Raw genomic sequence first — 26,653 nt, forward strand, 5'->3', positions numbered from 1 at the left:
CTCATTCTATTCTTAATGCTACTGCTTGAGTAGGAAAAGACGTGTAATTATTACTAGAACCTCCCAATGTTGTATATCTGTACTTTTGAATCTCATTATTTACTTCAATGTGAATTATATCACCATCCAGCATACCACCTGGCTGTAAAAAATACACTCTACCTAATCTCCCCCTAGTTCCAGTATTGCTGTCACCATAAAACACTTCACTTAGTACAAATTTATTATCAACATTAGGTGATAATGGTGAAATTATGCTCATCGTTGGTTGTGCAATAGTTATCGCATTTTCCACCTCTAGTAAATTCTTGGGATTATCTGACACCTTACACTTATTCTGCCCTGTAAATCTTCCAGAATGGCCACTATTAGCATAAATAGCACCTGAATATGGTTTACGCTCATTTCTCTTGCTTTCTTCAATAAACGATTGTTCTGGAAAACCTAAATATATAAGGGTATTACCTAGACCCGTGTATCTAAAAGGTTTAACTAAAAAAATAATAACCTCTTTATCAGCATAGTAAAAATATTCCATTTCCCATAATCTATTATATTTTCTAGCCCCAGTATAATTATTGCTATCATATTGTCTTCCGGGAAAAAAACAAAAAGTATCAAATCCATCTACGGAATAAAAGGTTGTTGGAGAATTCAATACTCCCATTCTCATAGTTGCGTCTGCGTAATCTGTTTTTCTACAATCAGAAACTTCACCCCAATCACCATCAAAAGCATTTAGCTGTACGGCCAAGTGTTTATCACCATTATAGCCATCAGTATATATTTCAACTAACCTATTTGTTAAATCCGCTCCTTCACGTAGTCTCCAACCTGCATTTAAAGCTACTTGTATAAACGTATCAAATAATTCAAACCGTTTACACATACCTTTAGTAAAAATAGCCTTAGTCATTTAATTTCACCTCTAAATTAATGTCGTTACTTTTAATACCACAGTATACAAAGAAGGAACATTACTAAAATTTTCAATAAATAGGTGACAAGACTTTGTTTGATCTTTATCATCACAAGGAATATTGATTATATCGTATGTTCTTTTTTCTTTAATACTGCTGTACTGAATTTGCCCATCTTTTTGTTTATCAAAAATTGTACACTCATAATCATTATTTGCTGTATTTTCAATAAAGATTGTCCTAAGTTCATACTTGTATATACCTAGTTCAATAGGTATATACTTCTTTTCATTACTATTAATCTCAACCTTTACTTTTTTTTCGATAAGCTTTGGAAAAATATTTTCTGTTTGTTCTTCTTGCTTATAATATCGATTTACGACCATTGATGTTCCCATCTCTTCACCTCCAACTACTCATGTTCAAGATGTATTTGAAATTGTAATGGAGCAAGCCCAACATAATCTGTTCCCTTTGTTACTTTTAACCAAAACTTCATTGTATTTTCCGGATCTACATAAGGAATCTTGATACTATCTTGATATTGACCTGGTTTACCATTACTGTCTAACGCAAGATCCGCCCATGACCATCCAAATTTATCTTCATATTGAGCAATACTTAAATTCACATTATTCGCTCGTGCAACTGAAGGATTCACAAGTTCTAGCATAATTTCTGATTTCCCTGATATCATATCTGGCAATCGAGTTTGTGCTAATGTTGAAAGCTCCTCACCTGAAAATTTAATTTCTAAATTAGATCCGAATCCATATACATCTCCACCATAAAATGTAGTCTTAATAACACCTAATTCTTTACCTTCTACATTTGTCAAAATAACTTTACCTGTAAATTCTAGTGACGGGAGAGTAATTTGAATACCAGTGTTATACCCTGTATTTCCATTGAAAATAATTCCCCCAAATTCATCTTCCATCTGCACACTTATATTCGGCGCTATATTAGCAATGGTTAACTTTCTTCCTCTTGTAGCAATAATGGAATCAATATCAAGATTTACAAATTTTGAATTCGATCCTTTTTTTAATACAACACCAAACTTACTACAGTTCATTCTATCTGAGTCGTAAAAATTAAAACCTTCGCCATAATCAGAAAAAAACGTCCAATCTTCATTATCTTTGCACGCCATCCACTTCAATTCAGTTGTTTCTCGAGTACCATCTTCTGTTTCTAAGAACTCGATATTCTCCTCACCGTTTTTCCAAACGATAATACCGCCTTTGTCATCTTCATGGGTTGGCGTATAATCAGCAGATACTTCAAATGCAAATTCTTTCTCATTTGGAAGATCTGCAAGTAATAATGTGTCACGCGAAACATTGTGTAGCATTCTAAAATATCCTTTTCGATCAATTAAAGAATAGCTACCGACAGGAGATGCAATCCATCTGGAATCGAACGTATCAAAATCATCCTTAAAGATTAAACCACTTCTTATTTGATATGGTTTTAATTTCTCATCAGGTAGTTTTAATAGTGTTGCACCTTCTTCTAAGTCAATAGCATCGATACTGATGTATTTCCCTGATAACTCAATAACGTGAATCATATCTTCAAGGTTTTTCTTCTCATATGCAAGTGTTTGGTATTGCATATCTTCTCCTGAAAGTTTAAGGATTTCCTTTTGGCCATCAATTTTCAATTCAATGTCTTCCGGATAAGATGGACTTGTCATACTAATTAATCGGAACTTAGTACCCTTGAATAAAAATCTAGCTGATATAGTGCTATCGTTATTGTCTTCCTTACTCTTCCAATGATGAGTATTATTGTAGCAACTAACATCAGCTTCAGTTGTTTTCCAGAAACCGTTGTATTCAATATTCTTATGAGTATCATCGAAACGTACCCAACCAGGTTCAGGCTCAACTAACTTGTCACCTAATCTAGCAAGTAAGTATCCGTCAGCGTCAATGTCAATGGAATCTAATGACATAGCTTTACCAATCACTTTTACAGTATGCTTGCCACGGTCTAAACCTATTTTCTCGTAACGTATTACCTGGTTACCTGAAGGACTATTGTAAACCATAGTTTCTTCTTTACCATCAATAAGTACTTTAGAAGTTGCATCGTAACCACTGTCGCCATAAGCTAGAAGTCTAAGTTTAGTACCTACGAACTCAAATTCGAAACTCGTGTCAAGTGTCTTGTCGAGATTGTAATGAGTTGTCTTGTTGTAGTGCTTATCATTACCCGTGGTTAGTTTCCAGTTACCGATATATCGAATTAAAGGGTCATTATCATCAATTCGTTTCCAACCTTTTTCCGGTTCAGTTAACACATTTCCTATTGTATTAATCTTGATAAGACTTCCTGTATCATCAATGTCTAATGCATCAAAACGATAGTCATAAGATAAAGCACCAGGTCGGCTTGTTTCAACTTTAACCTTAACCTCATGCTCTTTATCTTCTAAACCAAACTTTTCATATTTCAAGACTTGGTTAGTATCAGCAGGTGCATTAGCATCAAAGAATTCAAGAGGTAAGTCGTCAATTCTTACCGATATTTTATCTGAATAAAATTCTGTAGTAGAACAACCAACAATCAATCTAAATTTAGTACCCTTGAATTTAAATCGAAAACTTGAATTTTTACCTTTATGAGCACGTGTACTCTTCCCACCGTAAGCACCTGGATACGCAACATTCTTGTCCCAGTTAGCATCATATAAGATTTCAGATGTATTGTCATCGAATCGTTTCCAACCAGGTTCAGGAGATGTTACGATATCATCAATCTTATAAGGTGGCCATTCAATATAACCATCTAGGTCGATATCAATTGCATCAAAGTTAAGACGATAAGTACCCTTTGACCCACATTGAATTCTAACTCTATGCTTCCCTTTAGTTAAGCCTAACTTCTCATAAGCTAATACTTGACCTATATTAGCTGATGCTATTTCACTATATTTTTCAGTAACTCCGTCAATCGTGATTGAAACATCGTCTGAACGATATGCTGATACATCAAAGCAAGAAATAATTCTAAGTTGAGTTCCGTAGAAATCGAATTCAACTGCACCTAAAGAATCATTATCTTTCACATAGTGATAAGTACTATTATACCACTGAGCAGATGCACCTTGGTACCATGTACCTCGGTATTTAAAGTTAGGTTCGGTATTGTCAAGCCTCTTCCAACCAGCTTCCGGTTGTGACAATTGGTCTCCTACTTTAACAGGCGGTTTTTCAATATATCCGTCACTATCAATATCAATTGCATCTAAGAAAAGTCGATAAAACACACTCTTCGTTCCACACTGAATTCTAACTGTATGCAACTCTTTAGTTAAACCTAACTTTTCGTAAGCAAGACCTTGATATATCCTAACAGACGATTCCCCACTATACTGTTCAGTGACACCATCAATTGTAATTGACATGTCATTAGCAACATCCACATCTAATAGTGAAATAATACGTAGTCGAGTTCCGTAGAAATTGAATTCAATCAAACCATTTGATTCTGTGGCTGGTACATAATGCCAACTATTATTATAATGACTGGTATGTGCTCCATTTTCCCACTTACCTCGATATTTAAATGATGGGTCGGTATCGTCAATTCGTTTCCAGCCTGATTCGGGTTGTTTTAGTTCGTCGCCTACTTTAATAGTCGGTTTCACCATTGAACCATTTGCATTAATGTCAATAGCATCAAGCATGACAGTTACACCTTCAATTTTTACTTTGTGTGTACCTGAAGGTAAATTTAATTTCTCGTAAACCAATGTCTGTAATTGAGTTGTTGATTTATACAAACTAAATTTCTCAGTAACTCCATCAATTGTAATGGTTACCTCTTTGTCATAAGCTGCTTGAATTGAACTGATTAGTCTAAGTTTAGTACCTATGAACTCAAATTCAGCGGTTGCAACTTCAGTACCGTGAGAACTGTTTTTGAAATGAATGGTGCTATTATAATAATTAGAGCTATCAGAAAAGAGTTGCCAGTTACCAGCATATTTAATATTTGTATCATTGTCGTCAATTCGTTTCCAGCCTTCTTCTGGTTGTAACAGTTCGTCTCCTACGGTAACTGGTGGTTTTCCAATTGAACCATTCGCATCTATATCAAAAGCGTCAATAAGATTTTCTTGTGCTTCGATTTTAACAACATGGTTTCCATGTGATAAATTTAGTTTTTCGTATAATAGAACTTGACGGTCATTTCGGTTAGGGTCATTCATTGTGTATGTTTCAGCTATACCATCAATAGTGATAGTTATTGGACCTTTATAGTATTGAGAACTATTCATAATAGCACCGATTACTCGAATGCTAGTTCCTGTAAATGTAAACTCACACGAAACAGGTCCTGAACCAGATGATGCATTTTTGTATCTCATTGTATTATTATAGTAACCGCTACTTGTTGAACCTGCACCTTGCCATGGTCCAGTGTACTTGATATTGCTATCAGTATCATCTATTCGTTTCCATCCGGATTCTGGTTGTAACAGAATGTCACCTACTTTAGCAGTAGGTTTACTAATTGAACCTTTTTCATCTATATCGATAGCATCAAAAGTTAACGGAAAAGGCGAATTAGTTCCAGATTTAATAACCACATTGTGAACACCTTCTGCTAAACCGAGTTTCTCATAAACCAATGTTTGATAACCAACTTTATTAGCTTGCTCACTGTAAACTTCCTCTTTACCATCGATTATAATCTTAATATCGTTACTTCGATGCTGAGCCTCATGTACACAACCGATAACTCTAAGTTTGGTTCCTGAAAATTGGTATTGTACTTCCCCTGAACCTCCATCAACATAGTGGAATGTATCGTTAAACCATTCAGGAGTAGTAATACCTGCCTTCCACCAATCACCAACATATTTAAAAGAATTGTCCGTATCGTCAATGCGTTTCCAACCAGGTTCTGGTTGTTTTAGTACGTCACCTACTTTAGCAGTTTTCACTAAGTATCCTTCGCTGTCAATATCAATACCCCAGAATGAAACAATTTCAGGCTTAGCTGATTTAATAACAACTGTATGTGTTTTAACTTCTAAGTTTTGCTTCTCATAAACCAATACGAAATTTCGGTCTGTTCCTCTTAATGAATACGTTTCCTCATTACCATCAATTGAGATAACCATAGAATCGTTATCGATTGATCTGTTAGGACATATAATTCTTAATGATTCTCCTACAAACACAAACTCAACTGAATATTCAGGTTTATTTGGATTTGCATAATGGAATAGCTCTTCTGCAGAACCACCGGATAGTCCCCAAACACCCGTATATACAAAATTTTCATCTTGGTGTTTATATCGTTTCCAACCACTTTCAGGTTCAGGTAACTGATCTCCTACTTTAGCAGGTGGTTTCACTAATTCTCCACCTAGAACGTCAATAGCATCCATTATGATACCGTTAGGGGCTACTACCTTAACTGAGTGCACTGCGTCTGGTAATCCTTGTTTCTCATATAGAAGTGTTTGCCATTGGTCTGAAGAACCTGTAATACTGTATTTCTCAGTAACCCCATCAATTAATACATCTACAGGACCATAACCGGAAGTAGTAGTAATCATTTTAGAAACAATTCGCAAACCAGTTCCTTTAAAGCTAAATTCTATGTCACAACTAACTCTAGAAAATGTATTTGTTGAATCGTAGTACCTAGAATCCGTTGCTAGCTCCCATGTACCTGAACCATATTTAATCAATGAATGTCTATCATCGAATCGAGTCCATCTACTTTCCGGTTGAAGTAAAACATCCCCTACTTTAGCAGGTGGTACCATTGACCCATTTTCATCAATATCAATAGCATCTAGGTGCATGAATACACCCTTTAACTCAACAGTATGAATTTCATCAGTTAAACCTTGCTTATCAAATAATAGTACTCTAGTCGGTGAAACATCTCTATCAGCATAAAAGCTAATTGTTTCAGGTTTACCATCAATTATTATTTGAGCATCTCTATCGTAAGTGTTATTAGAAACACCGATAACTCGAAGTTTAGTTCCTTTAAACTTGAATGTTGCAGACATAGCACTATTGTCAACCGAACTTTGCTTTGCATGCTTAAATCGAGCGGTAGAATTGTGGTAGTCAGGAAGATTGTCTATTAACGTCCAATTACCTGAATACTTAATATTAACATCAGTATCATCAATTCGTTTCCAACCAATTTCAGGTTGAAGCAGAACGTCACCTACTTTAGCAGTTTTCACTAATTCTCCATCAAGAACGTCAATAGCATCCATTATAATTCCTTCAGGACCCTCAAGTTTAACTGAATGAAATTCATTTTTTAGACCTTCTTTATTGTAAAGTAGAACTTTCCAGTTATCTGAACCTAGTACTGGATTATACGATTCTTTGGCACCATCGATTGTTATATCTACAGGTCCATAACCTAAATTAACACTTTTAGAAACAAGTCTGACACCTGTACCCTTAAATGAAAATTCTACAACTGATTTGGTAACGGAATATACCACTGTACTATTATAGTACCTATCATCAGTTACTCTATTCCAAGCACCATCACCATACTTAATTAATGGATTAGCATCGTCGAAACGATTCCAACCAGGATCAGGTTTATCTAATATCTCCCCTACTTTTTTTGGTGTAAACACATAACCATCTGAATCGATATCAATTGCATCAAGATTTAAGTATATACCTCGAATCGTTACTGTATGCGGCCCTTTATTAAGATTTATTTTCTCATATATAACAGCTTGCCTTTTTCCCTCCCATGCATAGTAATCTAATCTCTCAGGATTACCATCAATAGTGATTGTTGCATAGCTATCATAACCACCATTATTGGCAAGCCCAATAATGCGAAGTTTAGTACCTACAAAAGAAAATTTAATATATACTAGGTTTGATGGGTGACTAGACTCTTTATAGTGGAATGTTTTCGAATAATCATCAGAATATTTAGAGTATCCACTAAGCCAATTTTCTCCTTCAAAGATAATATTCCTATCACTATCATCAATACGCTGCCACCCTGGTTCGGGCTGAGTTAATACTCTCACCATCATATCACCTCTCCATTTTTATCTTAAAATAATTTCAATTGCTCCATCAGTAGCAATTACTATGCCCTAACTATTTGTACTAACAGCTTGATGGATCAATAAATTTAAATATTTCATGCATAACAGAAAGGAACTAATTTACTTATTAAAAGACATTTAAAATACGAATATTCGATATAATATAATTAAATAAAAGCTAATCTAGCACTCTACTTTATTATCTCGTTTTCTTCCAATTCCAATTATTCCACCAAGATTCCCGGCTATGTTTTAACCATATTTTTGGTTCTTCTTCGATTAATATATCGCTTTCCTCAAATTCAACCGGTTCTTCTGCCTGATAGATATTTTCTAATTTAAACGTATCGTTTTCAACAAGTATACTTTCGTTGTCTAAAATGTGATTAAATTGTTCTATTTCATCTATATTCGTATGAACGAGATCTCTTCTATTCACTGGAGTTGTTTGGATCTCTATACTAGATAATTCTCTTACATTTTCAAACACACCGTATGTATTTATGGATGCTTTATGATTTGATTTTCTTTCCCATTCATATAGCTCATGAATATTTGAAGCCTCTTCAACTGAATTCCGATGCATATCCTTCAATTCCACAATATTCATCATTACATTTCGTACTGTACGATCTAATTCTTCATTCTTCACTACATCTGTATTAAATTCTCTTACACCTTTATGAAATTGCTCCGTGACTACTATATTTGCCTCTGCCTCTTTCATAAGCTTTTCCATTGGGGCAGATGTAATATTCTTTACATACCAGTTTCGATCATTCATTGCGGTTTCATATTGTTCAATACTAATCTGTAACTCTCTGTCAATGATTTTAAAATTCTCTTTATCAATCATTTTTGCAGCTAATTCTCTTACGACTTTTACATTATCTATCGTTGCAACAGTCGCATCAACTTCTTGCATGACATTACCAAACTGATAGAATGAACTAATTTCTGCTCTTGTTTCATTTTCTTTATTCATTATTTCATACGTATCTATATTTGTTTGTAATTCTCTTTGGATCCTTGCAAACAAATCATAATCTGGTAAATAAACCGTAATCCCTAATCCTTCGAATAGATCAAACTCTTCATACGATGCTTCTAGCTCGTTTTCTAATACAAAAGTATCACTTTCAACTAGTATACTTTCGCTGTCTACTGTTCGGCTGGATTGTTCTATGTGACCAATAGTAGTATTAAAAGTATTGTACTTATTCGTTAAAGTTGTACGGATTTCTTCACTAGCTAGTTCTCTTTCAAATTCACTTACATCATATTCGTGTATTGATGCTTTATTATCTAATTTTCTTTGCCATTCGTCTGTTTCAAAAATATTTGACTCGTACTCATTATTAATTTGTCGCATATCATCAAAATGCTTAATTTTCATTATGAGTTGTTTCGTAAGTCGTTCTAGCTCTTCATCCTTGATTACATTTGTATTACGTTCTTTTATTATTCTCTCGAGTTGATCAGTAGCGATTATATGCGTATCTATTTCTGGCACACGCTTTGCCATCGGATCAAATATAATACTTTCTGCATACCAATTCTTATCATTCGTTGCGGTTTCATATTGTTCAATACTAGTTTGTAACTCTTTCTCAATATGTCCTATATCATTACTATCAATTATATTAGTTGCTACTTCTTTCACTAGATTACCAATCGAATCAACCGTATTAATTTCTGCTTCTATATTATTTTCTCTATTTGCTATTTCAGCTGTCTCTATATTCGTTAGTAATTCCCTTTGAATCCTTGCGAACAAATCATACTCCGGTAAGTAAACTGGAGTTCCTATTAAATCAAAAAGATCAAATTCTTCGTAACGAGAATCCTGTTCTTTTACGTGTCTATTAACAATGTCATATCCTTCTTCATTATGTGCTATCAATTGTTCTTGCTTTGTAAACTCTACAGGACTAATACATTCTGTTACAATATCGACTTTAACTCTTTCACTTGTTATTGGTTCATTACTTTCTTCACTTATAAACAATCGATCATACAATACAGAATCCGCTACTCTATCATCCTCCACTAACAACTCGTGAAGGTTGCGCTTTGCTAATTCATAGACAATTGTACATGGAGTTTCTATTTCATCTAGAATCCGATCCATGGAAGATATATCCGCTTGAGCAGTATGATACTGTCCATTTACTCGATTAAAACGTTCATATCCATATATACCTATTGCTTCTTGCTCATCTATAACTCGATTAGAAAACTCATAAGAAGGTACATTCACTTCCATTTGTAATACTTTTCTATCTATAGCAGCTACATCAAAAAAGACTCCCTCTTTCTCTTGCATTCTTCTATCTGCTAGATCCGTATCACGAACATTACCATATACTGAACGTATGTCTCTTTTAGCTGAATCAACTGTTATTTGTTTCGCTTGTAGTTCTCTCTGTACACGAGCAAATAAATCATAGTCTGGCATATAAACTGGGATTCCTAAACTATTAAACAGATCAAATTCCTCATAAAATCCGGTCAATTTTTTGATTTGTCTACTAGCAAATTCATAGTTATCTTGAATAGTCCCAAATAATTGTTTATGTATTAGGTCCATTTCCTCATGGTGTATATATTCAGTCCATACATGTTTCGTTTTCTTATTAACTTGTTCGTCTTCAGCTAATTTTACTTCTACTTCTTTTGTGAGCACATCACTGTGTATCATTTCTGGAAGATTATAATCCATGTACAAATTATCTTGACTTGATACCATCAATGTTTCTACTAAATTTACCTCATTAGAATGGTACTGTCTTTCCAATAGCTCATATCCACTTATGAATTTACTTTCATATTCATGCGTTATATGATTCATGTCATTCATTTCTATGTGAGATGTATCATATTCTATTAATAGTTTTTGAGCGTTATTATATACATGGCCACCATATGTATATATGTCTTCCATTATGCGGTCCGCAAATGACACATCATATTCATTAGTTTGAAGTTCTAACTTTTTACGTTCTAAATCTTCTATATTAATAAATCTTCCATCTATCTTCAGCGCTTTTCTATTTACAAATTCAAAATAATTCATTTCACCATTTCGCTGAATGGCATTTCTATTCGCTGTATTGTAATTTATATTACGAGTCTGTATTTCTCTTTGTTTACGAGCAAACAAATCATAATCTGGCATATAAACCGGAATCCCTGTATCAGTAAATAAATCAAATTCCTCATATGAAGTAGTTACTTCTCTTGGCATGTTATTATAAAGCTCAAAATCACTTATATCTTGTACAGGTAATTCTTTTTGGCTAATCTCTACATGATCCACATTTCTAACTAAAGTACTACATATTTCTTTTTCTCTTCTTTCAGTCAATATTGTTTCATAAAATCCTTCGCCATATAAAATACGTGCAACTTGTACCCATCGCGGTATTTCATCTACATTGGTTGCAAATTCTCGTAATTTCTGTTTTACTCTCTCTTGCTCAATTGGAAGCATATTACCTGCTTTATATATCTTACGATTTGTACTAGACATTTCTGTTACATCTGCATACTTTGTATCTAATCTGCTTCCATTGTTCCCTTCCATATGTTCCATATCAAAAGTTCGGTCATGTTGCATTGCTCTCTGATAATAATGAACATCTGCAAGAATTTCTTTAAGCGGTTTAGAATCCTGTATGCTTAACAGTTCCATGTTGATACTCCGCATTAGGTTTGCAATATCCACTTTAGCAATATTAGCAGTCACCTCAACTTGCCTTATTGCCTCTACAACAAGGTCTGTTAATATACCTTTTCCCTTTACTATTTTGGTTGCAAATACCCCAGCATCTTCTTCCTTAACAGCTTTGAATCTTGAATATGGCGGCAAACTGACTGGAAAATTATTCGCATTTTTTACAAAAGGATTTAAAACAGAAAGCGAGAGACTATACGTTTTCTTCATTGTTGATCCCAAAGGAATCGAAACAACATGACTCTTCTTTTTCGTACATAAAGAAGGGGAAGCAATAGAATAAATTTTCTCACTCACTCTCTGCATTCCCCCTTATATGATTAATGATTAAATATCTTCTTTATAAATAGCTAGACCAATCGGATTAAATGGCGTTGCTTTCGCTTGTGTCATCGGAGAGACTGCGGTAGTCGGCAACGTATAACGATATAATTGTGCAAATTCATAACTTGCTGTAATCTCTACCCCGTTAATTGGGATTTCTTTAAACGTCACTGTTTTATCATCTTCATTTAAAATAAAGTCAGTATTAGGAACTAGAGTACATGCATTGAACAACTTAAGTGTTCCTGCTTTCGGTTTATGCTCTAAATGGAAAACTTTTCTCATTCCATTTCCTTTTCCTAAAGATTCACTTGTAACTTCCTTTTCAATTTCCAATTCATCGGCCTGTTGAATATTTTTTGGGTGAACAGCATAGACATCATCTAATTTCCCAACATATCCATCATTAGGATGAACAATATAAATCTGTGATAAATGATATTTCCCACTATAGACAGATGGATTAAATCGACCTTGTCCACTATCAATATCCATATCGTGAGTAATAAATGATAAATAATGTTTTTGATACATTGCACCTGTGTATGATTGAGCTAATAATACAGAATCATTTCCATTACCTGTATTTTCTCCGTAGTCTAAATTTGCATTTCCAATTTTTTTATTAGGCGCATAATTATATTGATCTCCGTTACGACAACCACCAATAATTACAGTGTTTTTACGCGGTGCATTATCAAATGCGTACATTCTTCCAATATATAACGGTACAAATAATGCCCGAACAGGACTTGGTGTTGGATCTACACGCATAAACATAACAATACGGTCTTTGTTTGCATTTCCATACATATAAACGACAGAATCACGTTTCCAATCTTTTGTAAAACGAGCGTCTGGTGTAAAACTAATTGGTGTATAAGGCGAAGGGTTTACAAAATTAACTGTAGAATATACTTCAGCCATAATACTTTCCATTTTTTGCACGTCAAATGATGTCTTCGCTACTAAAGTATCTAACGTTCCGTCTGCCTTTGGTGCTAGAAAATACACTCCAGAAAATTTAATGTTCTCGGAACTTTTTGGGGCAGTTTGAAATTCAATTGCTGTATCTGAAATTGTATATTCCCCCGGATCAACCATCTGATTATTTCTATAAACCATAAAACGATTTTCATCAAAATTTGAAAATGGCAAATTAAATGTTTTTTTCGAACCGGTACCGTTTCCTAAATCACTTTCAGCATCTGATAACTTTACTTCCTTCTCAATAAAATACTGGTTAAACGTAAAGAAAATCATATCATTATTCGGTTCGTATGCATCATTTGTTAATCGATACTCACAGGTGATTTTATCTCCTTTTGCAATCGCTTGATTAAAAATAACTTTCCCCGCTTTAGCATCAACTTTATATTTATCCTTTTCTAGTAAAATGCTATTTACATACACTAATAAAGAACTTTCAACTACAGGAAATGTCGGAATTTGAAATTCCTTTTTCACTCCATCTCCCATACCTAGCTTTCCTAATGGAGAATCCACAGGAATAAATCTACCATCTGTGAAATCAGAATCGCTCGTATCATAAGCATTTGCCACTCCAAATCTGCGCCATTCTCCATCGCTACCTAACGATTCAAATAATCGCACATCAATAAATTTATTGATACCACTTCTAATTTTAAAGTATAACTTTCGACTCCATCCTCGCTCTGTAATCATTTTCTCTAATTCAACTGGTAATGTTTGTAAATAAGCTACTTTATCAAACCACATGTTTTTCTCTCCCCTTTACATTGACTTCTCATAAATTCCTAATCCAGCTGGACGATATGGTGTCGCTGGTCTTTTTGTAATTGGCGAAATCGCATCAACATTATAAAAACGATAAATATCAAATGTATCTGGACAAGTATTCTTTCGCACTTTTAACTTATCCCCATTCAATAATCCTAAAGGAGATAGTAAAACCATATGAGGTAAGAAACCTCGCACACCTTCATCTGGATGAACAATATAAGCACGAGATGTATGAACACGACCACTATATACCGAAGGATTAAATTGATACTTATATTCATCATTATCATGAGACTGCCAAGCTAGTGGATATTGACCACCATTTACTCCTTTTCTATCAGGCGGCATCTCATTTGGAGCAACATTCCAAGCAATATAATGAGCTTGATATCTAGCCCCTAATCGCGAACGCTTAATAATAACGTTATCAATACCATTACCTGGTGATTTAGGATACGTTTTTAAAATTGGCAAGCTATCATTCACATTTCTATATGGTTTCTTATCATTAAAATCAAATGCATGTGAGCTATTTTCTGTACCTGTATCAAATGCTGTCCCAGCCCAAAGTGCGTCACCAATTTGATCATCTTTCGCATAGCTTTCAATTTTGCCCATGTATAAAGGTGTAACCGGAACTACATTATTTTCAAATGCAGGTGTATTATCTGCTTGAATTAATAAAACTACACGATCCTTATCTACTTGGCCAGTCACTCTAACTAATGAATCAGGCCACCAATTTGTTTTCACATCAACCCCTTCTAAATTCGGGTTACGTAATGTAATTTTTACAAACGGTGACATCATAACATCCGTATTAGCATCAGTATATTCTATAATTGTAGAGCCATTTTTTATAACAACATCTGTTTTACTCACTTCTACATCTATTAACATTTTTAGGAAATAATCAAATGCTACTACTGTCGCTGTCCCATCTTTAAATACAGGTTCTTTTTCAATCATATAAACATAAAAACAGGAACGATCAAGATTTCTACTATATCTTAATTTTGCATCCTTAATAAACTCCGCTTTATCCTCTTCCGTATTAAATTTATACGAAATATCCTTTTTAGCAATATCCCAAGATGCGATTTGGACTAATCCATACATAGTCCCTTCTGCATTTTTAATAATTGTATGTTCCGCAATTCCAAATCGGTATAATGCGTCACTACTACCCGAATTCCTTAACAATTCTGAAGGATACCCCGCCTTTTGAAACTTTTTAACCTTTGTCCATCCGTTACTAGTTGCTAGATTTACAAGATCATCTAAAAAACTTCCTTCTTGAAATACCTTTTCAATAAACGCCACTTTACTTCACTCCTAATCTTTTAAAAATTGATAATTAAGCCAAATAGCTTTTTTCTCTAAAGATTTATTTATATATTCAAAACGGATAATTGCTTTCGCAGGAATTTGTTTAACAACAGAAAAATTAAACCCTTCGGGAACATCTTTCATATAAATTTCATCTGCTATTTTTTCATTATTAATATATAAATTCCAATAGTCATTATCGTTATATTTTGATGCACCAATGGAAAATGCAATCATTTCCATATCAACTGGTGCTATAAATTCATTATGATGAATATTTTCATAAACACCTATCCTTCTTCCTTTTATAAAAGGAATCGTTTTGGTTGGAAAGTATGGAGCATCTAATCGGCCACCAGCCATATAATTTACAGCAAAACTCATAATCTCCCTCCAATTACTTCAAAAACTGTAAAGCAATCCATACTTGCTTATTATTAATTCCTTGGTTATGAAATTTAAAAATAATTTTATCTCCAACCTTTAATTGCATATAGGACATAAGACTTATACCTTCTGGTATTTTTTTTGTATAAATATCCTCACAGACAATACCGTCATTTACAATAAGCGACCATTTATCATCGATTTCATACATAGAACTACTCACACTAATGGCATAAAACTCCATGTCAATTGGTAATACGTATTCCATCTTATCTTCTGTCCATGCTTTAGAATCCATTATAAAACCTTTCATATACGGAAAGGTTTTTGTTGGATAAAATGGCGCATCTAATCGACCACCAGCTATATAAGTTGTTTCAAACAAAGGTAATCACCCTTTTTATTGTATTAAAAAATCCCCATGCATCATTACGACACATCGGGAATTGGTAAATCAGATAACATACCGCTACCTTTATTAATAAGCCTTGGTTGTACTCGATCTAATTGTTTGTTTGCGTTATAAATTAGTTGCATCTCCATCTTTTTACCCGTTATCTTATGGGATATAAGGACCTTTTCAAGCAGTGCTTGTCCATTAAAAACCAAATCGTAGTGCAGATATTTATCTCCATCAACTGCCGATAACCGAGCACCATCACGAACCAGTGTATACCCCTCGGTCATACCCTCTTTAAAAACATCATTTGGATCGTTACCAGGCATCGGTTTTCCACCGCTGTAAAATTCCCTATCAATTAACCCTTTCATTAAATACATAATAGGATCATATAAGTTCTTTTGCATTATCATTGAATCACCCCTAATTTACCCTCGTAACAGACCAAGTTTTTGCTGGTCGTTGGATATAATAGTGATCTTTGTTTTGATTTACCCGAGGAAATGATAAATCTGGTAACGAACCATAATCAAACAAGATATTATTTTGCTTATCTAGTACTTGCAAACGTCCTGTAAGAATTCCTTTAGGGTTCCGAACTGCTTCAAATACGATAATATTCACGCCATATTCAAGCGGAATATCAACATACGTCGGATTGTTTCGGATGAAATAATTTTCTTCAATCAATTTATCATTACAGTAAATATTTAATAAATCGCCATCCTCTACATCCCAATCCCAAAGTTTTAAACGTAATGTATCTACATTTACTGTAATACCAGTTATATCTGTATATGGAGCTGGTTCATACCCATAGTTAACAGATAAATCTAAAGTTTGATAGAATCCATCATCTGCAGATATCATTGTATTAATTCCTTTAACAAAGTAGTTCCATTGTTGCCCAGAATCTCTATTGTAAACAGAAATTACATCGAATAATTGAATCCTTGGATCTCCAATGACTGCTACTGTTAATGTTCTGAACTTCTGGATTGCTTTTAAATGATAAGCTGCAGCAACTGCCCTTCTTGCAAAGAATGTTGTTGCCCAGGGTACTTCTATCATTTCCTCTCGCAAATCCCCTAAAGAGACATTTTTAAGTAAGAATGAATTAATAAAACCATTAGCATAATCTCCACATTTAATAACAATACTATTACTAATGTCCTGATCTGTTAATTGCATATCTAAAGAGATAAGGTTTTCCCCTTCTCTAAAACTAAATTTGGCAAGTTCGTTAATTTCGTAGTCTGGCATTTTCATAAATGTACAACTTCCATCTGGTTCATGTTTAATGTAGTGGAATGTTGTATCTATAATATCCCGTACAATTTCATCCCACTTTTGAAACCTCTTTCCAGTTGCCCCTTCAACAATCCAACTTTCATTGGTCCCAGGAATGTTTACCCTACTTCCGTGTAATGTAACTCCTGCTTTTTCAAGGAAGAATTTCACTACATCATATACATTTCCAGTCGGTGCAACAATTTCATCTGATCCCGGCGTTGGAATTACTGATTTTTGTAGAACCTTTTTATAAGATGTTGTGCAGGTAACTGATATTGTGCCGCTTTCGGCATTCACCTTTACGTCAGATACAAAACCATGTATATACGGTAAAGCTTCTTCACCATAACCGATAGAAACCTTAAACTCAGTCTGCGGATATAGTTGGTTTGTGTTTGTTACTTCACTGTTGTAAAACCATTCTTGAATGGAAGAAAACTTACCATACCAGTTATCAGGTGCCATTTGTCCATATTCATTAGCAAAGGTAATAGAAAATGTACTTGCGAACTGATCTGCGTTTTCTTGCACTTCCAGGCTCATTACACGATGTTGTATTTGTACATAAGAAGAAGATTCTCTTTTTTTCATATAAACAATTAAATTAGGAGCATTATTCCCCACTTGGAAATAGCTCCCCAACATTCTGATTAAAGAAATAGATCCTTCTCTCACATTCCATCAACTCCAATACCTGCTTGTGACATAGATATTAATTTACACTTTGCTATTACTAGCGTTCCTTTACGTATTGCATCAACTTCATTAGGCGGTATTATACCACCGTAGGTACCGTAATCACCTGTAATAATATGAGGGCGATATATTTCCCTCATGAATTCACGCCAATAACTGATATCATTGAATAAAGCAGTAAATTCTACTTCACATCCTTTATTCCCCGCACTTTGGTAACGAGGATATCCATGCATAACATTGTGAGTTTTTAATCCGTCTAAGGATTTAGGCATTTTCGTTTGCTCAATCATCGCAATGTTAGGAACATGGCCAAATGCATAATAATGAACATCACGTATATACGCAACATCTGAGGAATTGTAACCACTTGTTGTAAACTCAATTGTTTGTGGCCCTGAACCAACGAAAATTTCTCTTGCTTCCCAGGCATAAGCACCTCTTGCTCTAAATTTTTCAATACCATTTACTCGAACAATAAAGTATTTATCTGGTAACATACCATCAGAACCAATAGGAACTTGGGACATAAAAGAAAAATTATATGTCCCAGGCCATGAAAAATTAATAGTATATTTAATTGTACTTTTTAATTCTGTAGCATCCCAAAAGAGATGATATGAACCAGCTCTTCTATGCAATGTTTTTAATATACTCATACATTACGCACCGCCATTCCCATTAGATCGTCAGCAACTACGTTTTGTAGTAATTTTCTCATTTTCACAAAATCCTCTGCGGTTTGCAATTTTTCAACAGCAACTTTGAATGTAGCATTTTGAATTGTAACACCTTTATCTGTTTTCTTTTCAACAGAAGAGTGCCCAGCAAATGGATGTGCAGCTTTTCCAATCATATCAGCAGAATATGCCCCCATTTGTCCAATTCGGGTAGATACATCCGTTACTAGTTGCATCGGTTTCGGTGGAACAACCGCTTTATTTAACAATCCAGAAGCCTTGTCCACAGCCGGGATCATTTTTTCCATCCCTACACCAAGACCTTCTGTAATATATCCGCCGTACTCCATCATTAGACGAGAAGGAGATTTTATACCAAAGAAACTTTTAACTGCTTTTGGTATTCCGTCTACAACGCCTTTAGCTTTATCAACAACCCAGCCAGCCATAGATGTCATACCTTTACCAATACCAGCAATAATATCTTTCCCCCAGCTTACAGCGTCGTTTGCTATCCCCTTAACTATAGAACCAACTTTACCAAATACATCCTTTACTGTATCAACAATGCCGTCAAACGCTCCGAAGATAGCTTTTTTAATTGCTGCAAAGTTACTTACTATGAAATCTTTAATAGCACCAACAACACTAAATATTGTGTTTTTTATCTTATTAAAGTTATCGACCACAAAGTTAACAAATGTCCGAACAGCACCTATTATTGTATCTTTAATAAAATTCCATGCGGTTACAATAATAGACTTTACGATATCCATTACAGTCGTAATTGTGTTTTTTATAAAATGAAATGCTGTAACCACAAAATTCTTTATGGACTCTAATACAGTTATAAAAATTGTTTTAATTACATTCCAAATCGTAGAAACAACCGTTTTTATTCCATTCATTACAGTCGTAATTATGCTATGAATTGTTTGAAACACACTACTTACAACTGATTTTAAGAAGTTTAATACAGTCGTAAAAATTACCTTTATTCCATTCCACACTGTAGAAATGACGGTTTTTATTCCATTCATCACAGTCGTAATTATGCTGCGAATTGCTTGAAATGCACCACTTATAAATGATTTCAAAAAGTTTAGCACCGTCGTAAAAACTGTTTTTATAATATCCCAGCCAGTTTTAAAAATACTTTGCCATATTTTAATAGCAGTAGAAATATAGCTTTTAATAAATTCTAAAGCAAACTTAACAACACTTTTTATTACATTTAGCACTGTATTAAATATCGTTTTAATTAAATTCCAACCAATTTCAAATGTCTTTTTCCATATGTTGATATACATTGTAATTACAGTAGTAATTATTTTCCATGCCCCGCTAAGTATTTTATCTATAAACGATACCGCAGATTGGAATACTTTTTTTGTTCCTTCCCAAAAACTTGAGAAAAACTTTGACAAGCTATCCCATACTGACTTCGCAACTTTAACGATAGCATCCCAGGCTTTAGAACAAATATCACTGATCCATTGCACTGCCTGCTTTGTATATTTCACAATTGAATCCCAATTTTTATACAGCACATATACTAAAGCAACCATTGCAATTATTGCAATGCCCCATGGGCTTAATACTAATGAAAACATTGATTTTCCAAGACCAGTCAATATCTGTGCGAACTCACTAAAGACTTTAATAAGTTTTAAGGCATCTTTAATAATCGCCGTAATTGCACCCGGTATTTGCATCAATGTTTTAACTATATTTACAAGGCCACCAATGATTTCACTCGCCTTAGATATAAGACTAGAAACAGATTTGATTAACTCAACCGTTTGCTTCAACGATGGTATTACTATATTGGAAATCTTCACGACTTGTTGAGCGATAGGTTGAATAGTTCCAGCCAAACTCTTTGCATCTTTTTCAGTTAACCCAAGCATATCCTGTAGTTTTTTTTGAGAACCTTCCAAATCGTTAGCAAATTGTAAAGCTTTGCTATTGACTTGTTCTATCGGTTTTGTGACTTTATTTGAAATAGTGTCACCAAACGTTTGCATTTGCTTGCTAATATTCCCAAGAGAATCTGCTGATTTTTGGATTTTTTCTTGCATTGTATTAGAGGCTTTTTGCACTCTCTCTTCAAACTTTTCTACACCTTTATATGCCTGATCCGCTTTGTTACCAATCTTCCCAAAAACATTGGTCGCCCCGCTACCAAATTTTTGAATTTGGCCATTTATTTGATTAAGTACTTCTGCTGGTTTTTGAAATTTTTCTTGTATGTTCTTAGAAGCCTTTTGTAAACTTTCCTCAAACTTTGCTAAATCCTTATAAGCTTCATCTGCTTTAATTCCAATTGTACCGAACAACTGGAATACTTCTGTAAACATTCACTCCCCCCTTTCTAACTAGGAAGTTTTTTATTCCTTATCGTCTTCAAACTGAAACTCTGAAATCAGCTTATTTGCATGGTCGATACATTCCTCTTTGGACCAAACTTCCATAGTCTCATTTTCTTCCCTATCCGACGTAGATTCCGTAAGTCCAAAAGCTTGCAAATAGTCATGAAAAGTTGTTCCTTCTTCTAATTGCCTTGTTTGAAATCCGATAAAGGCCATCTTTTTCCATTCATTTAATTCTTCTTGCTGCTCTTCCTGACTAATAAAAGAAAATAAGTCCATTAAACGAGAATATGGTATGGATAAGACATAATCATCTGTCCATCCATACCGTTTTTGGACTTTATCAAAAGCCCTTAGCATATTTTGCTCTGTTTCTTCTATGTATTTATCAGAGTCATTTTCTACATTTCTTGTTTGTTCCATTTGAGACTTTGAGATTTGATTAGACCTTTGACCTGATTGAAAAAAGACATTAAATCTTCACTTTCTAATAATCCTTCAATAACTGCTACCATGGCTTCTGGTGGTAACTGATCGAATTCTTCACGCTTAATCTGTAATAGACTAGAGAAAAATTCCGAAAACTCATCTTCACATTCCGGAATCATAGACAATAATTGAAAGACAAACTCTAAACCCTTTTCTTTTTTTTGTTTTTCAATTTCATTTAACTGTTCTTGTTGCTCTTCATTCATTTGGGCCAATTGGATTTTTTCATCGATTTCATTCTTTTCTTTCCCAAACTCCATAAAATCAGTCATTGCATGACGACCAACTTTAGAAATAATCTTAGTAAAACGCCAAACATCTTTTACATTTAAACGTCTCATCTTCATCTTCTGACCTGAAATTGTAATTTCTGTACTATTATGCATCATTTTTTCTAGCATTGTTGTCATATTTAATATCTCCTTTTATGACCTAAAAATAAAACCTACAACTTATTTACTTGTTGTAGGTAATTTAGGTGCTTTTTTCTTTGGTAAATAAATTTCATAAGGGGGTGTATTAGGCGAACTTTCGCTATAATGACCAATAAATTTGCATTTAAGTCCTACAGTTCCTTTACCATCTTTTAAATCAATTTCTACAGAAGAAACAACCATTGCATTTCGGATAACAAAAATAACCGGAATATCACTTCCTGAAACTACACCTACTATTGCAATATCACTATAACTTGTGTCTTTAATTTCATTGGTTGGTTTTACAATGTTATAATCGTTATCAGTCGTACTATCTACATCTACGCCTGGTAGAGCTAACTCTAAATTTTCTTTCGTAAATTCTACAAGTGTAACCTCCATATGTGGTTCATCTTTTAATAGCCATTTTCCGCGAACTAGTTTTCCTAAAACACCATCAATATCAGCATCATAGTATTCTCTAGTAAACCCCACTTTACAGCCACCTGTAGTAGCTCCTAACATCTCACCTAGGTCTTTTACACTTTTAAAACCTTTATACATTACACCCGGTCCAATAACAAAATTATCAGTTGTACCCTCACGTACACCATTAATAAGCTTCCAACTCATTTTTTTCCCCTCCTTAATATAATTCCATTCTTCCTACCCGTACAAGAAACTTAATACTAATATGAATAATTGATGGATCTTCATCCGGAACTGCAACACTGCCTGCTCGATGAATTGTAATAATACCAGAATCTCTTAACAATCCCGCTTCTCTGTCTAACAAATGTTCTATTCGCCTTGAAATTACATCCGCTTTTTCATAATCACCTTGGCCACAATATATATCAAAAGTGAGGATCATCCGATCAATTACCTCTATATCATCCGGATTATTAGATTCAATTCTCATTACCGCATAAGGCATTTTCATATCTTTTTGTGCAGTTTGAAATGTAAGAGCGGGCTCTCCTTCATATTTCGATAGGTTACTTTGCACAATTGTATCTTTTTCAATAATATTTCTGATTGTTGCAATCGCTTTTGTCGTCATTGTTCTCCTCCCAATGTCCTTTTTAATTCCCCACGCTCTTTTTCAAACGTTTTTAAGAAAAAAGGTCGGGCTTCTACAGTACTTGTACCATTTTCGACATACACCGCTCTTTTTAATTGACTTCCAATCGTTCCTACTACTTCAGTATCTGTAATATGTAAGCCATATTTAATGGAATCTTGTAATTCTCCCGTTCTAGAAGCAAATGTCTCTCCTGGTTTTGAAGCAATATATGTGCGACTCGATCGTGGAATTTTATACTTCACACCATTGTGACTACCTGATACTGTTTGTTTCATTTCTCGTTGAAGTTGATTACAAGCACTTATAATTCTTTCTACCATTATTTTATCAAGTTGTTCTTTAACCTGTTCTACATTACGTGTAACCATGAATTCCGATGTATTCGTCATTTTACTCCAACAACTCACAATACAATTCAATATGGTGATTTAAAAATGATGGATTTCTTGGTTCTCCTCTTACCTCAAATACATAATCATGAAAATAGATTACATCATTTGTATGGATGTTATGTTCTGCAGAAGTATAAATTTTAAAATTCGGCTCAAAATTTTGTTTATTTCTTTTTAACCTTTCATTATCTACCGCTGTGTGTGTTGTTACACGACACTTCATTCTTTCATAAACAATGACAGGCTCTTCTTTAAAATTTCCTGCCGGCTGTTTTACCTTTTGATTCCTTTTCACAGTTACTTCATGTATATATAATTCTTCCATATCTAATGTTCACAGCCTATTCTTTCATTCATAATGCTATTAAAGGGTTTCTACTTCGGTATTTTTTTAATACTTTTAAAACCTTTTTATTAACAGTTTCCTCATCTAGCGATTCAATATTTATTTCATATGAATAATCTCCGATATTTGCTGATTTTTTCATATTTTCATATTGTAGATTTGTTCGAATTACCGCATAGCACGTCATATCGATGATGCATTTTTTCATTAAAGTCAAAAGCCCATCATAATCTTGTATTGTATACTCAAATTCATATAATTGATTCTCACTTAAACCATATACAGTGCAACCATCAGAAAAAACTGAATTGGTAACTTCTTCTCCAGAACCAATATGGATTACCTTGTTCAAATTTTCTGCTCGAAAAGAAAGCCAAGCCAATTTACTTGTTCTAACTTTCTCTTTCATTGGGTTACTTGGCTTACTCCTCAAATAGTTTTTAGTAATCAATTCATATTGACTAATGAGCTCCTGGATTACCGTATCGGGCATTCGTTGAACATTCACCCTGTTCTTTATGTCCTGTACAGTAATTTCCATCCTTCCACCTCTTTTACTTCTCTTTCTTTTTAACCTCTATACTATCTATTAACTTAAAATGTCCTGTACTCAGTAAATAGTTTGCTTTTTCATTTGCAACCTTTTCCTTTACTCCGTTAAAAAAAGTATAGCCATATGCAGTATATGTACCGCCTAATTTTAATTCTATAATCTTCATATGCAAATTACCTTACTTAATTCCCAAATTTATCAGGTATATTAGTAAGAATTGCTACTGCGTCCATTTCTTGAATAACTGCATCATCATCCAAATGAATTACATAGAATCGCTTATCTTCCATAACAGCAGATTTACCTTCTACAGTCTTACGAACTCGCGTGTCATACGTATTTACCGCAATAAAGTTTTTAGGATCTGCAAAAATAATTACATCATCTTGAAGAGAAGGAACTGTGACAATCTCATACCCCAACGGCTTATTAACTTGATCCCCTGCACCTAATAATGCAGCATCGCCTAAGCCAGTTGAACGAGTTGTTAAATATTCAATCCACTTCTCTCTACGAGCAGGTGACATAATCCACTTTAAACCTTCATTTTTATATTTATTAGGCATCGCCTTAGATAAATTAAAGATTGAGTCTTTACTAAACCCGGCGCTAGCTTCAGCATCTCCCGTTCCCGTCACTAATTTAAAATGATCGACAATATGAGATTTACTTGATTGTTTAATTAGTTTTAACCAGCCATCATTAATTTGAAGAAATGGGTCCTCTGAAGTTACATCCCCATTCCAATGCAGATCTTCAAGGTCAATACCTAACTGAGTTGACATTAATGTCATAACAGTATCTTCATATCCTTCACCTTCGATATTTTCTCGAAGTAGCTCCTCCGTTATCTCCCATGGTAAACGAATAGAAACTGTATCATATTCAACTTTCGACGTTTCTACACCTGCTCGATAGCCATCATCACTATTTTCCATTTTCCTACGTAAAATTCGACCACCGATTGCAATTTTATCTAATTCACCTTTTTTCGCTTTACGAATCTCTTTGCGATGCAATTGAGAAAATGGAGTTGCATCAAATACCATTCGGAAAAATTCTTTACTTTGTTCCGGATATAATAGCCCCGCTTTCATTCCTCCCGTTGTCATTGTACTCTTTTCAATTCGTTCAATACGTGCTAATAATTCTTTATTATTCATAGATTCATTTCTCCTTATCTTTATAGATCTAATCCTACCCATTTATTTACTGGTTTTCTCATCTCATTTGTTGGTTTGGCATCGGCCCCAAGACTTTTACGAACCTGTGCTGATTGCTCAATTACTTCAAGTCTCTTTGAAATGGGATCTATTACCTTCTGAATAAATTCACTAGTCTTTTTAGATTCTCTGTCATTTCCTAATTCATTAGTATCATGAGTTGACTCAAGTTCTTTATTTAACTGTTCTTCCAACTCCTGTAACCTCTCGAGAAAAGGACCCATTTCTCTCTTTACAATGTCTTTAATTTCATCTAAATTTTGGTCTATGTTTTTTTGCAGCTTATTTTCTTTAATTTGGTTCATCAAAGAAATCATTTCATCAAATTTTTTATCATTTTTCTTATATAAGATTGTGCCCGCTTCATTTATGGAATTAATTGTAATATCTTCCGGTGAGAAATCTGTATCACCACCCTTCATTGTATTTAAAATGTCCTTCATTTCATCTAAGGTGGAAACCATACGCTTAATATCTACATTTCCCTCCCAAATCCCAACATAAAATACATCTTCAAACAAATTAAATACCTTTTGCATCTTAGAGTTATGTTTATTATTTAATGACTGATTATCCATCTCCTGAGTTTGTTCCTCGTCACAATGTGACTTAAAAAAACTAAACATCTTACGAATTACACCTTTCTCATCTTGTGTAAACTCATCCATTTGTGGCATCTGCATTCTTTCTCCAACCCCTCCCATCGAAAAGCCTGTGATTTTCCCTTTTTTAATTTCTTTCCATGTTTCACTATCGTCTACTCGAACAGTCATAAGCCATGTTCCTTTTTTAATATTTTGTTTTCCAACAACCGTATTATTTTTAGTAATCCAGCTTTCTACTACTGTTCCTTTTCCTGCCAACTCGTCATGGTTTTTATCTATGTATCTATATTTTTCTAAAAAATTATAAGCCGCTCTTTCAATTTCTTCAGCCGTCATGATATCACCATGTGCATCTTCTATATTGGGTTCATAAACAACCCCTGTTACAAGTTGTTTTTCATCTTCCCTCTTTAAAATAGGAACATTTTTCAAAACATTAGAGCCATTCATGTTCATACCCTTCATAATTGCAAATGGCCTACCGTTAGCCCCTTTTGTTACTAATGAAACATAATTAATTTCTACATTTTTCAATTCATTTGGCATAATATATTCCTACTTTCTAG

22 protein-coding genes are annotated in these 26,653 nt (G+C 34.1%); all 22 read right to left on the reverse strand.

Annotated elements, in window-relative coordinates; translation table 11 throughout:
• Position 1: 1 nt before the first annotated feature.
• Positions 2-916 carry a hypothetical protein gene (locus JFU23_RS04680; RefSeq protein ID WP_154131915.1) on the reverse strand — a complete coding sequence of 305 codons (915 nt, stop codon included), beginning with the start codon at positions 914-916 and terminating at the stop codon, positions 2-4.
• Between the two features lie 12 nt (positions 917-928).
• The gene (locus tag JFU23_RS04685; RefSeq protein WP_201031491.1) at positions 929-1,318 is read right to left on the reverse strand and encodes a hypothetical protein; all 390 of its coding nucleotides are present in this window, start codon (positions 1,316-1,318) and stop codon (positions 929-931) included.
• A 14-nt stretch (positions 1,319-1,332) separates the two neighbouring features.
• Positions 1,333-6,756, reverse strand: a complete 5,424-nt coding sequence (locus JFU23_RS04690) for a hypothetical protein (protein WP_242483489.1) — start codon at positions 6,754-6,756, stop codon at positions 1,333-1,335.
• Positions 6,757-8,194: 1,438 nt separating this feature from the next.
• Positions 8,195-12,037: a hypothetical protein gene (locus JFU23_RS04695; RefSeq protein ID WP_207193091.1), complete on the reverse strand. Its 3,843-nt coding sequence runs from the start codon at positions 12,035-12,037 to the stop codon at positions 8,195-8,197.
• Between the two features lie 21 nt (positions 12,038-12,058).
• Positions 12,059-13,795 (reverse strand): hypothetical protein, encoded by a 1,737-nt coding sequence (locus JFU23_RS04700; protein ID WP_201031494.1) that lies wholly within the window; start codon positions 13,793-13,795, stop codon positions 12,059-12,061.
• A gap of 15 nt (positions 13,796-13,810) precedes the next feature.
• On the reverse strand, positions 13,811-15,142 hold the full coding sequence (locus JFU23_RS04705; protein WP_201031495.1) for a hypothetical protein: 1,332 nt from the start codon (positions 15,140-15,142) through the stop codon (positions 13,811-13,813).
• A 12-nt stretch (positions 15,143-15,154) separates the two neighbouring features.
• Positions 15,155-15,532 (reverse strand): hypothetical protein, encoded by a 378-nt coding sequence (locus JFU23_RS04710; RefSeq protein ID WP_000006644.1) that lies wholly within the window; start codon positions 15,530-15,532, stop codon positions 15,155-15,157.
• A 13-nt stretch (positions 15,533-15,545) separates the two neighbouring features.
• Entirely contained in the window at positions 15,546-15,920 is a 375-nt protein-coding gene (locus tag JFU23_RS04715; protein WP_201031496.1) for a Low copy number virion structural protein, read from the reverse strand.
• 44 nt (positions 15,921-15,964) lie between these two features.
• Positions 15,965-16,348, reverse strand: a complete 384-nt coding sequence (locus tag JFU23_RS04720) for a hypothetical protein (protein ID WP_085311997.1) — start codon at positions 16,346-16,348, stop codon at positions 15,965-15,967.
• 10 nt (positions 16,349-16,358) lie between these two features.
• Positions 16,359-17,903 (reverse strand): hypothetical protein, encoded by a 1,545-nt coding sequence (locus JFU23_RS04725; RefSeq protein WP_201031497.1) that lies wholly within the window; start codon positions 17,901-17,903, stop codon positions 16,359-16,361.
• On the reverse strand, positions 17,900-18,583 hold the full coding sequence (locus JFU23_RS04730) for a hypothetical protein (RefSeq protein WP_085311999.1): 684 nt from the start codon (positions 18,581-18,583) through the stop codon (positions 17,900-17,902). The genes JFU23_RS04725 and JFU23_RS04730 overlap by 4 nt, the downstream gene beginning before the upstream one ends.
• Positions 18,580-20,964, reverse strand: a complete 2,385-nt coding sequence (locus JFU23_RS04735) for a phage tail protein (protein ID WP_201031498.1) — start codon at positions 20,962-20,964, stop codon at positions 18,580-18,582. Before JFU23_RS04735 ends, JFU23_RS04730 begins: the two co-directional genes overlap by 4 nt.
• A 30-nt stretch (positions 20,965-20,994) precedes the next feature.
• On the reverse strand, positions 20,995-21,399 hold the full coding sequence (locus tag JFU23_RS04740) for a hypothetical protein (protein WP_002169534.1): 405 nt from the start codon (positions 21,397-21,399) through the stop codon (positions 20,995-20,997).
• A complete protein-coding gene (locus JFU23_RS04745) occupies positions 21,378-21,875 on the reverse strand; it encodes a hypothetical protein (RefSeq protein ID WP_000210326.1) in 498 nt (165 codons plus the stop codon). Before JFU23_RS04745 ends, JFU23_RS04740 begins: the two co-directional genes overlap by 22 nt.
• Before the next feature lie 42 nt (positions 21,876-21,917).
• Positions 21,918-22,514, reverse strand: a complete 597-nt coding sequence (locus JFU23_RS04750; protein ID WP_000118567.1) for a hypothetical protein — start codon at positions 22,512-22,514, stop codon at positions 21,918-21,920.
• Positions 22,515-22,527: 13 nt separating this feature from the next.
• A complete protein-coding gene (locus tag JFU23_RS04755) occupies positions 22,528-22,944 on the reverse strand; it encodes a hypothetical protein (protein ID WP_000208341.1) in 417 nt (138 codons plus the stop codon).
• Positions 22,941-23,357: an HK97-gp10 family putative phage morphogenesis protein gene (locus tag JFU23_RS04760; RefSeq protein WP_002169535.1), complete on the reverse strand. Its 417-nt coding sequence runs from the start codon at positions 23,355-23,357 to the stop codon at positions 22,941-22,943. Before JFU23_RS04760 ends, JFU23_RS04755 begins: the two co-directional genes overlap by 4 nt.
• A 1-nt stretch (position 23,358) precedes the next feature.
• Positions 23,359-23,685: a hypothetical protein gene (locus tag JFU23_RS04765; RefSeq protein ID WP_002169536.1), complete on the reverse strand. Its 327-nt coding sequence runs from the start codon at positions 23,683-23,685 to the stop codon at positions 23,359-23,361.
• Positions 23,686-23,713: 28 nt separating this feature from the next.
• Positions 23,714-24,247: a hypothetical protein gene (locus JFU23_RS04770; RefSeq protein WP_002169537.1), complete on the reverse strand. Its 534-nt coding sequence runs from the start codon at positions 24,245-24,247 to the stop codon at positions 23,714-23,716.
• A 13-nt stretch (positions 24,248-24,260) separates the two neighbouring features.
• Positions 24,261-24,425 carry a YqbF domain-containing protein gene (locus tag JFU23_RS04775; RefSeq protein WP_000691127.1) on the reverse strand — a complete coding sequence of 55 codons (165 nt, stop codon included), beginning with the start codon at positions 24,423-24,425 and terminating at the stop codon, positions 24,261-24,263.
• 16 nt (positions 24,426-24,441) lie between these two features.
• Positions 24,442-25,422, reverse strand: coding sequence for a phage major capsid family protein (locus tag JFU23_RS04780; RefSeq protein ID WP_002169538.1), 981 nt, complete (start codon positions 25,420-25,422; stop codon positions 24,442-24,444).
• 20 nt (positions 25,423-25,442) lie between these two features.
• Positions 25,443-26,633, reverse strand: a complete 1,191-nt coding sequence (locus JFU23_RS04785; protein ID WP_085312001.1) for an XkdF-like putative serine protease domain-containing protein — start codon at positions 26,631-26,633, stop codon at positions 25,443-25,445.
• Between the last annotated feature and the right edge of the window lie 20 nt (positions 26,634-26,653).

Origin of the sequence: Bacillus sp. TH50 (assembly GCF_016650565.1) — a bacterium.
Classification (GTDB): Bacteria; Bacillota; Bacilli; order Bacillales; family Bacillaceae_G; genus Bacillus_A; species Bacillus_A mycoides.

Excerpts from the sequence above, each read along its gene's own strand:
- JFU23_RS04680 (WP_154131915.1), bottom strand. The coding sequence starts at position 916 with ATGACTAAGGCTATTTTTACTAAAGGTATGTGTAAACGGTTTGAATTA.
- JFU23_RS04685 (WP_201031491.1), bottom strand. The coding sequence starts at position 1,318 with ATGGGAACATCAATGGTCGTAAATCGATATTATAAGCAAGAAGAACAA.
- JFU23_RS04690 (WP_242483489.1), bottom strand. The coding sequence starts at position 6,756 with ATGCACCTAGATGCTATTGATATTGATGAAAATGGGTCAATGGTACCA.
- JFU23_RS04695 (WP_207193091.1), bottom strand. The coding sequence starts at position 12,037 with ATGCAGAGAGTGAGTGAGAAAATTTATTCTATTGCTTCCCCTTCTTTA.
- JFU23_RS04700 (WP_201031494.1), bottom strand. The coding sequence starts at position 13,795 with ATGTGGTTTGATAAAGTAGCTTATTTACAAACATTACCAGTTGAATTA.
- JFU23_RS04710 (WP_000006644.1), bottom strand. The coding sequence starts at position 15,532 with ATGAGTTTTGCTGTAAATTATATGGCTGGTGGCCGATTAGATGCTCCA.
- JFU23_RS04720 (WP_085311997.1), bottom strand. The coding sequence starts at position 16,348 with ATGATAATGCAAAAGAACTTATATGATCCTATTATGTATTTAATGAAA.
- JFU23_RS04730 (WP_085311999.1), bottom strand. The coding sequence starts at position 18,583 with ATGAGTATATTAAAAACATTGCATAGAAGAGCTGGTTCATATCATCTC.
- JFU23_RS04735 (WP_201031498.1), bottom strand. The coding sequence starts at position 20,964 with ATGTTTACAGAAGTATTCCAGTTGTTCGGTACAATTGGAATTAAAGCA.
- JFU23_RS04740 (WP_002169534.1), bottom strand. The coding sequence starts at position 21,399 with ATGGAACAAACAAGAAATGTAGAAAATGACTCTGATAAATACATAGAA.
- JFU23_RS04745 (WP_000210326.1), bottom strand. The coding sequence starts at position 21,875 with ATGACAACAATGCTAGAAAAAATGATGCATAATAGTACAGAAATTACA.
- JFU23_RS04750 (WP_000118567.1), bottom strand. The coding sequence starts at position 22,514 with ATGAGTTGGAAGCTTATTAATGGTGTACGTGAGGGTACAACTGATAAT.
- JFU23_RS04755 (WP_000208341.1), bottom strand. The coding sequence starts at position 22,944 with ATGACGACAAAAGCGATTGCAACAATCAGAAATATTATTGAAAAAGAT.
- JFU23_RS04760 (WP_002169535.1), bottom strand. The coding sequence starts at position 23,357 with ATGACGAATACATCGGAATTCATGGTTACACGTAATGTAGAACAGGTT.
- JFU23_RS04765 (WP_002169536.1), bottom strand. The coding sequence starts at position 23,685 with ATGGAAGAATTATATATACATGAAGTAACTGTGAAAAGGAATCAAAAG.
- JFU23_RS04770 (WP_002169537.1), bottom strand. The coding sequence starts at position 24,247 with ATGGAAATTACTGTACAGGACATAAAGAACAGGGTGAATGTTCAACGA.
- JFU23_RS04775 (WP_000691127.1), bottom strand. The coding sequence starts at position 24,425 with ATGAAGATTATAGAATTAAAATTAGGCGGTACATATACTGCATATGGC.
- JFU23_RS04780 (WP_002169538.1), bottom strand. The coding sequence starts at position 25,422 with ATGAATAATAAAGAATTATTAGCACGTATTGAACGAATTGAAAAGAGT.
- JFU23_RS04785 (WP_085312001.1), bottom strand. The coding sequence starts at position 26,633 with ATGCCAAATGAATTGAAAAATGTAGAAATTAATTATGTTTCATTAGTA.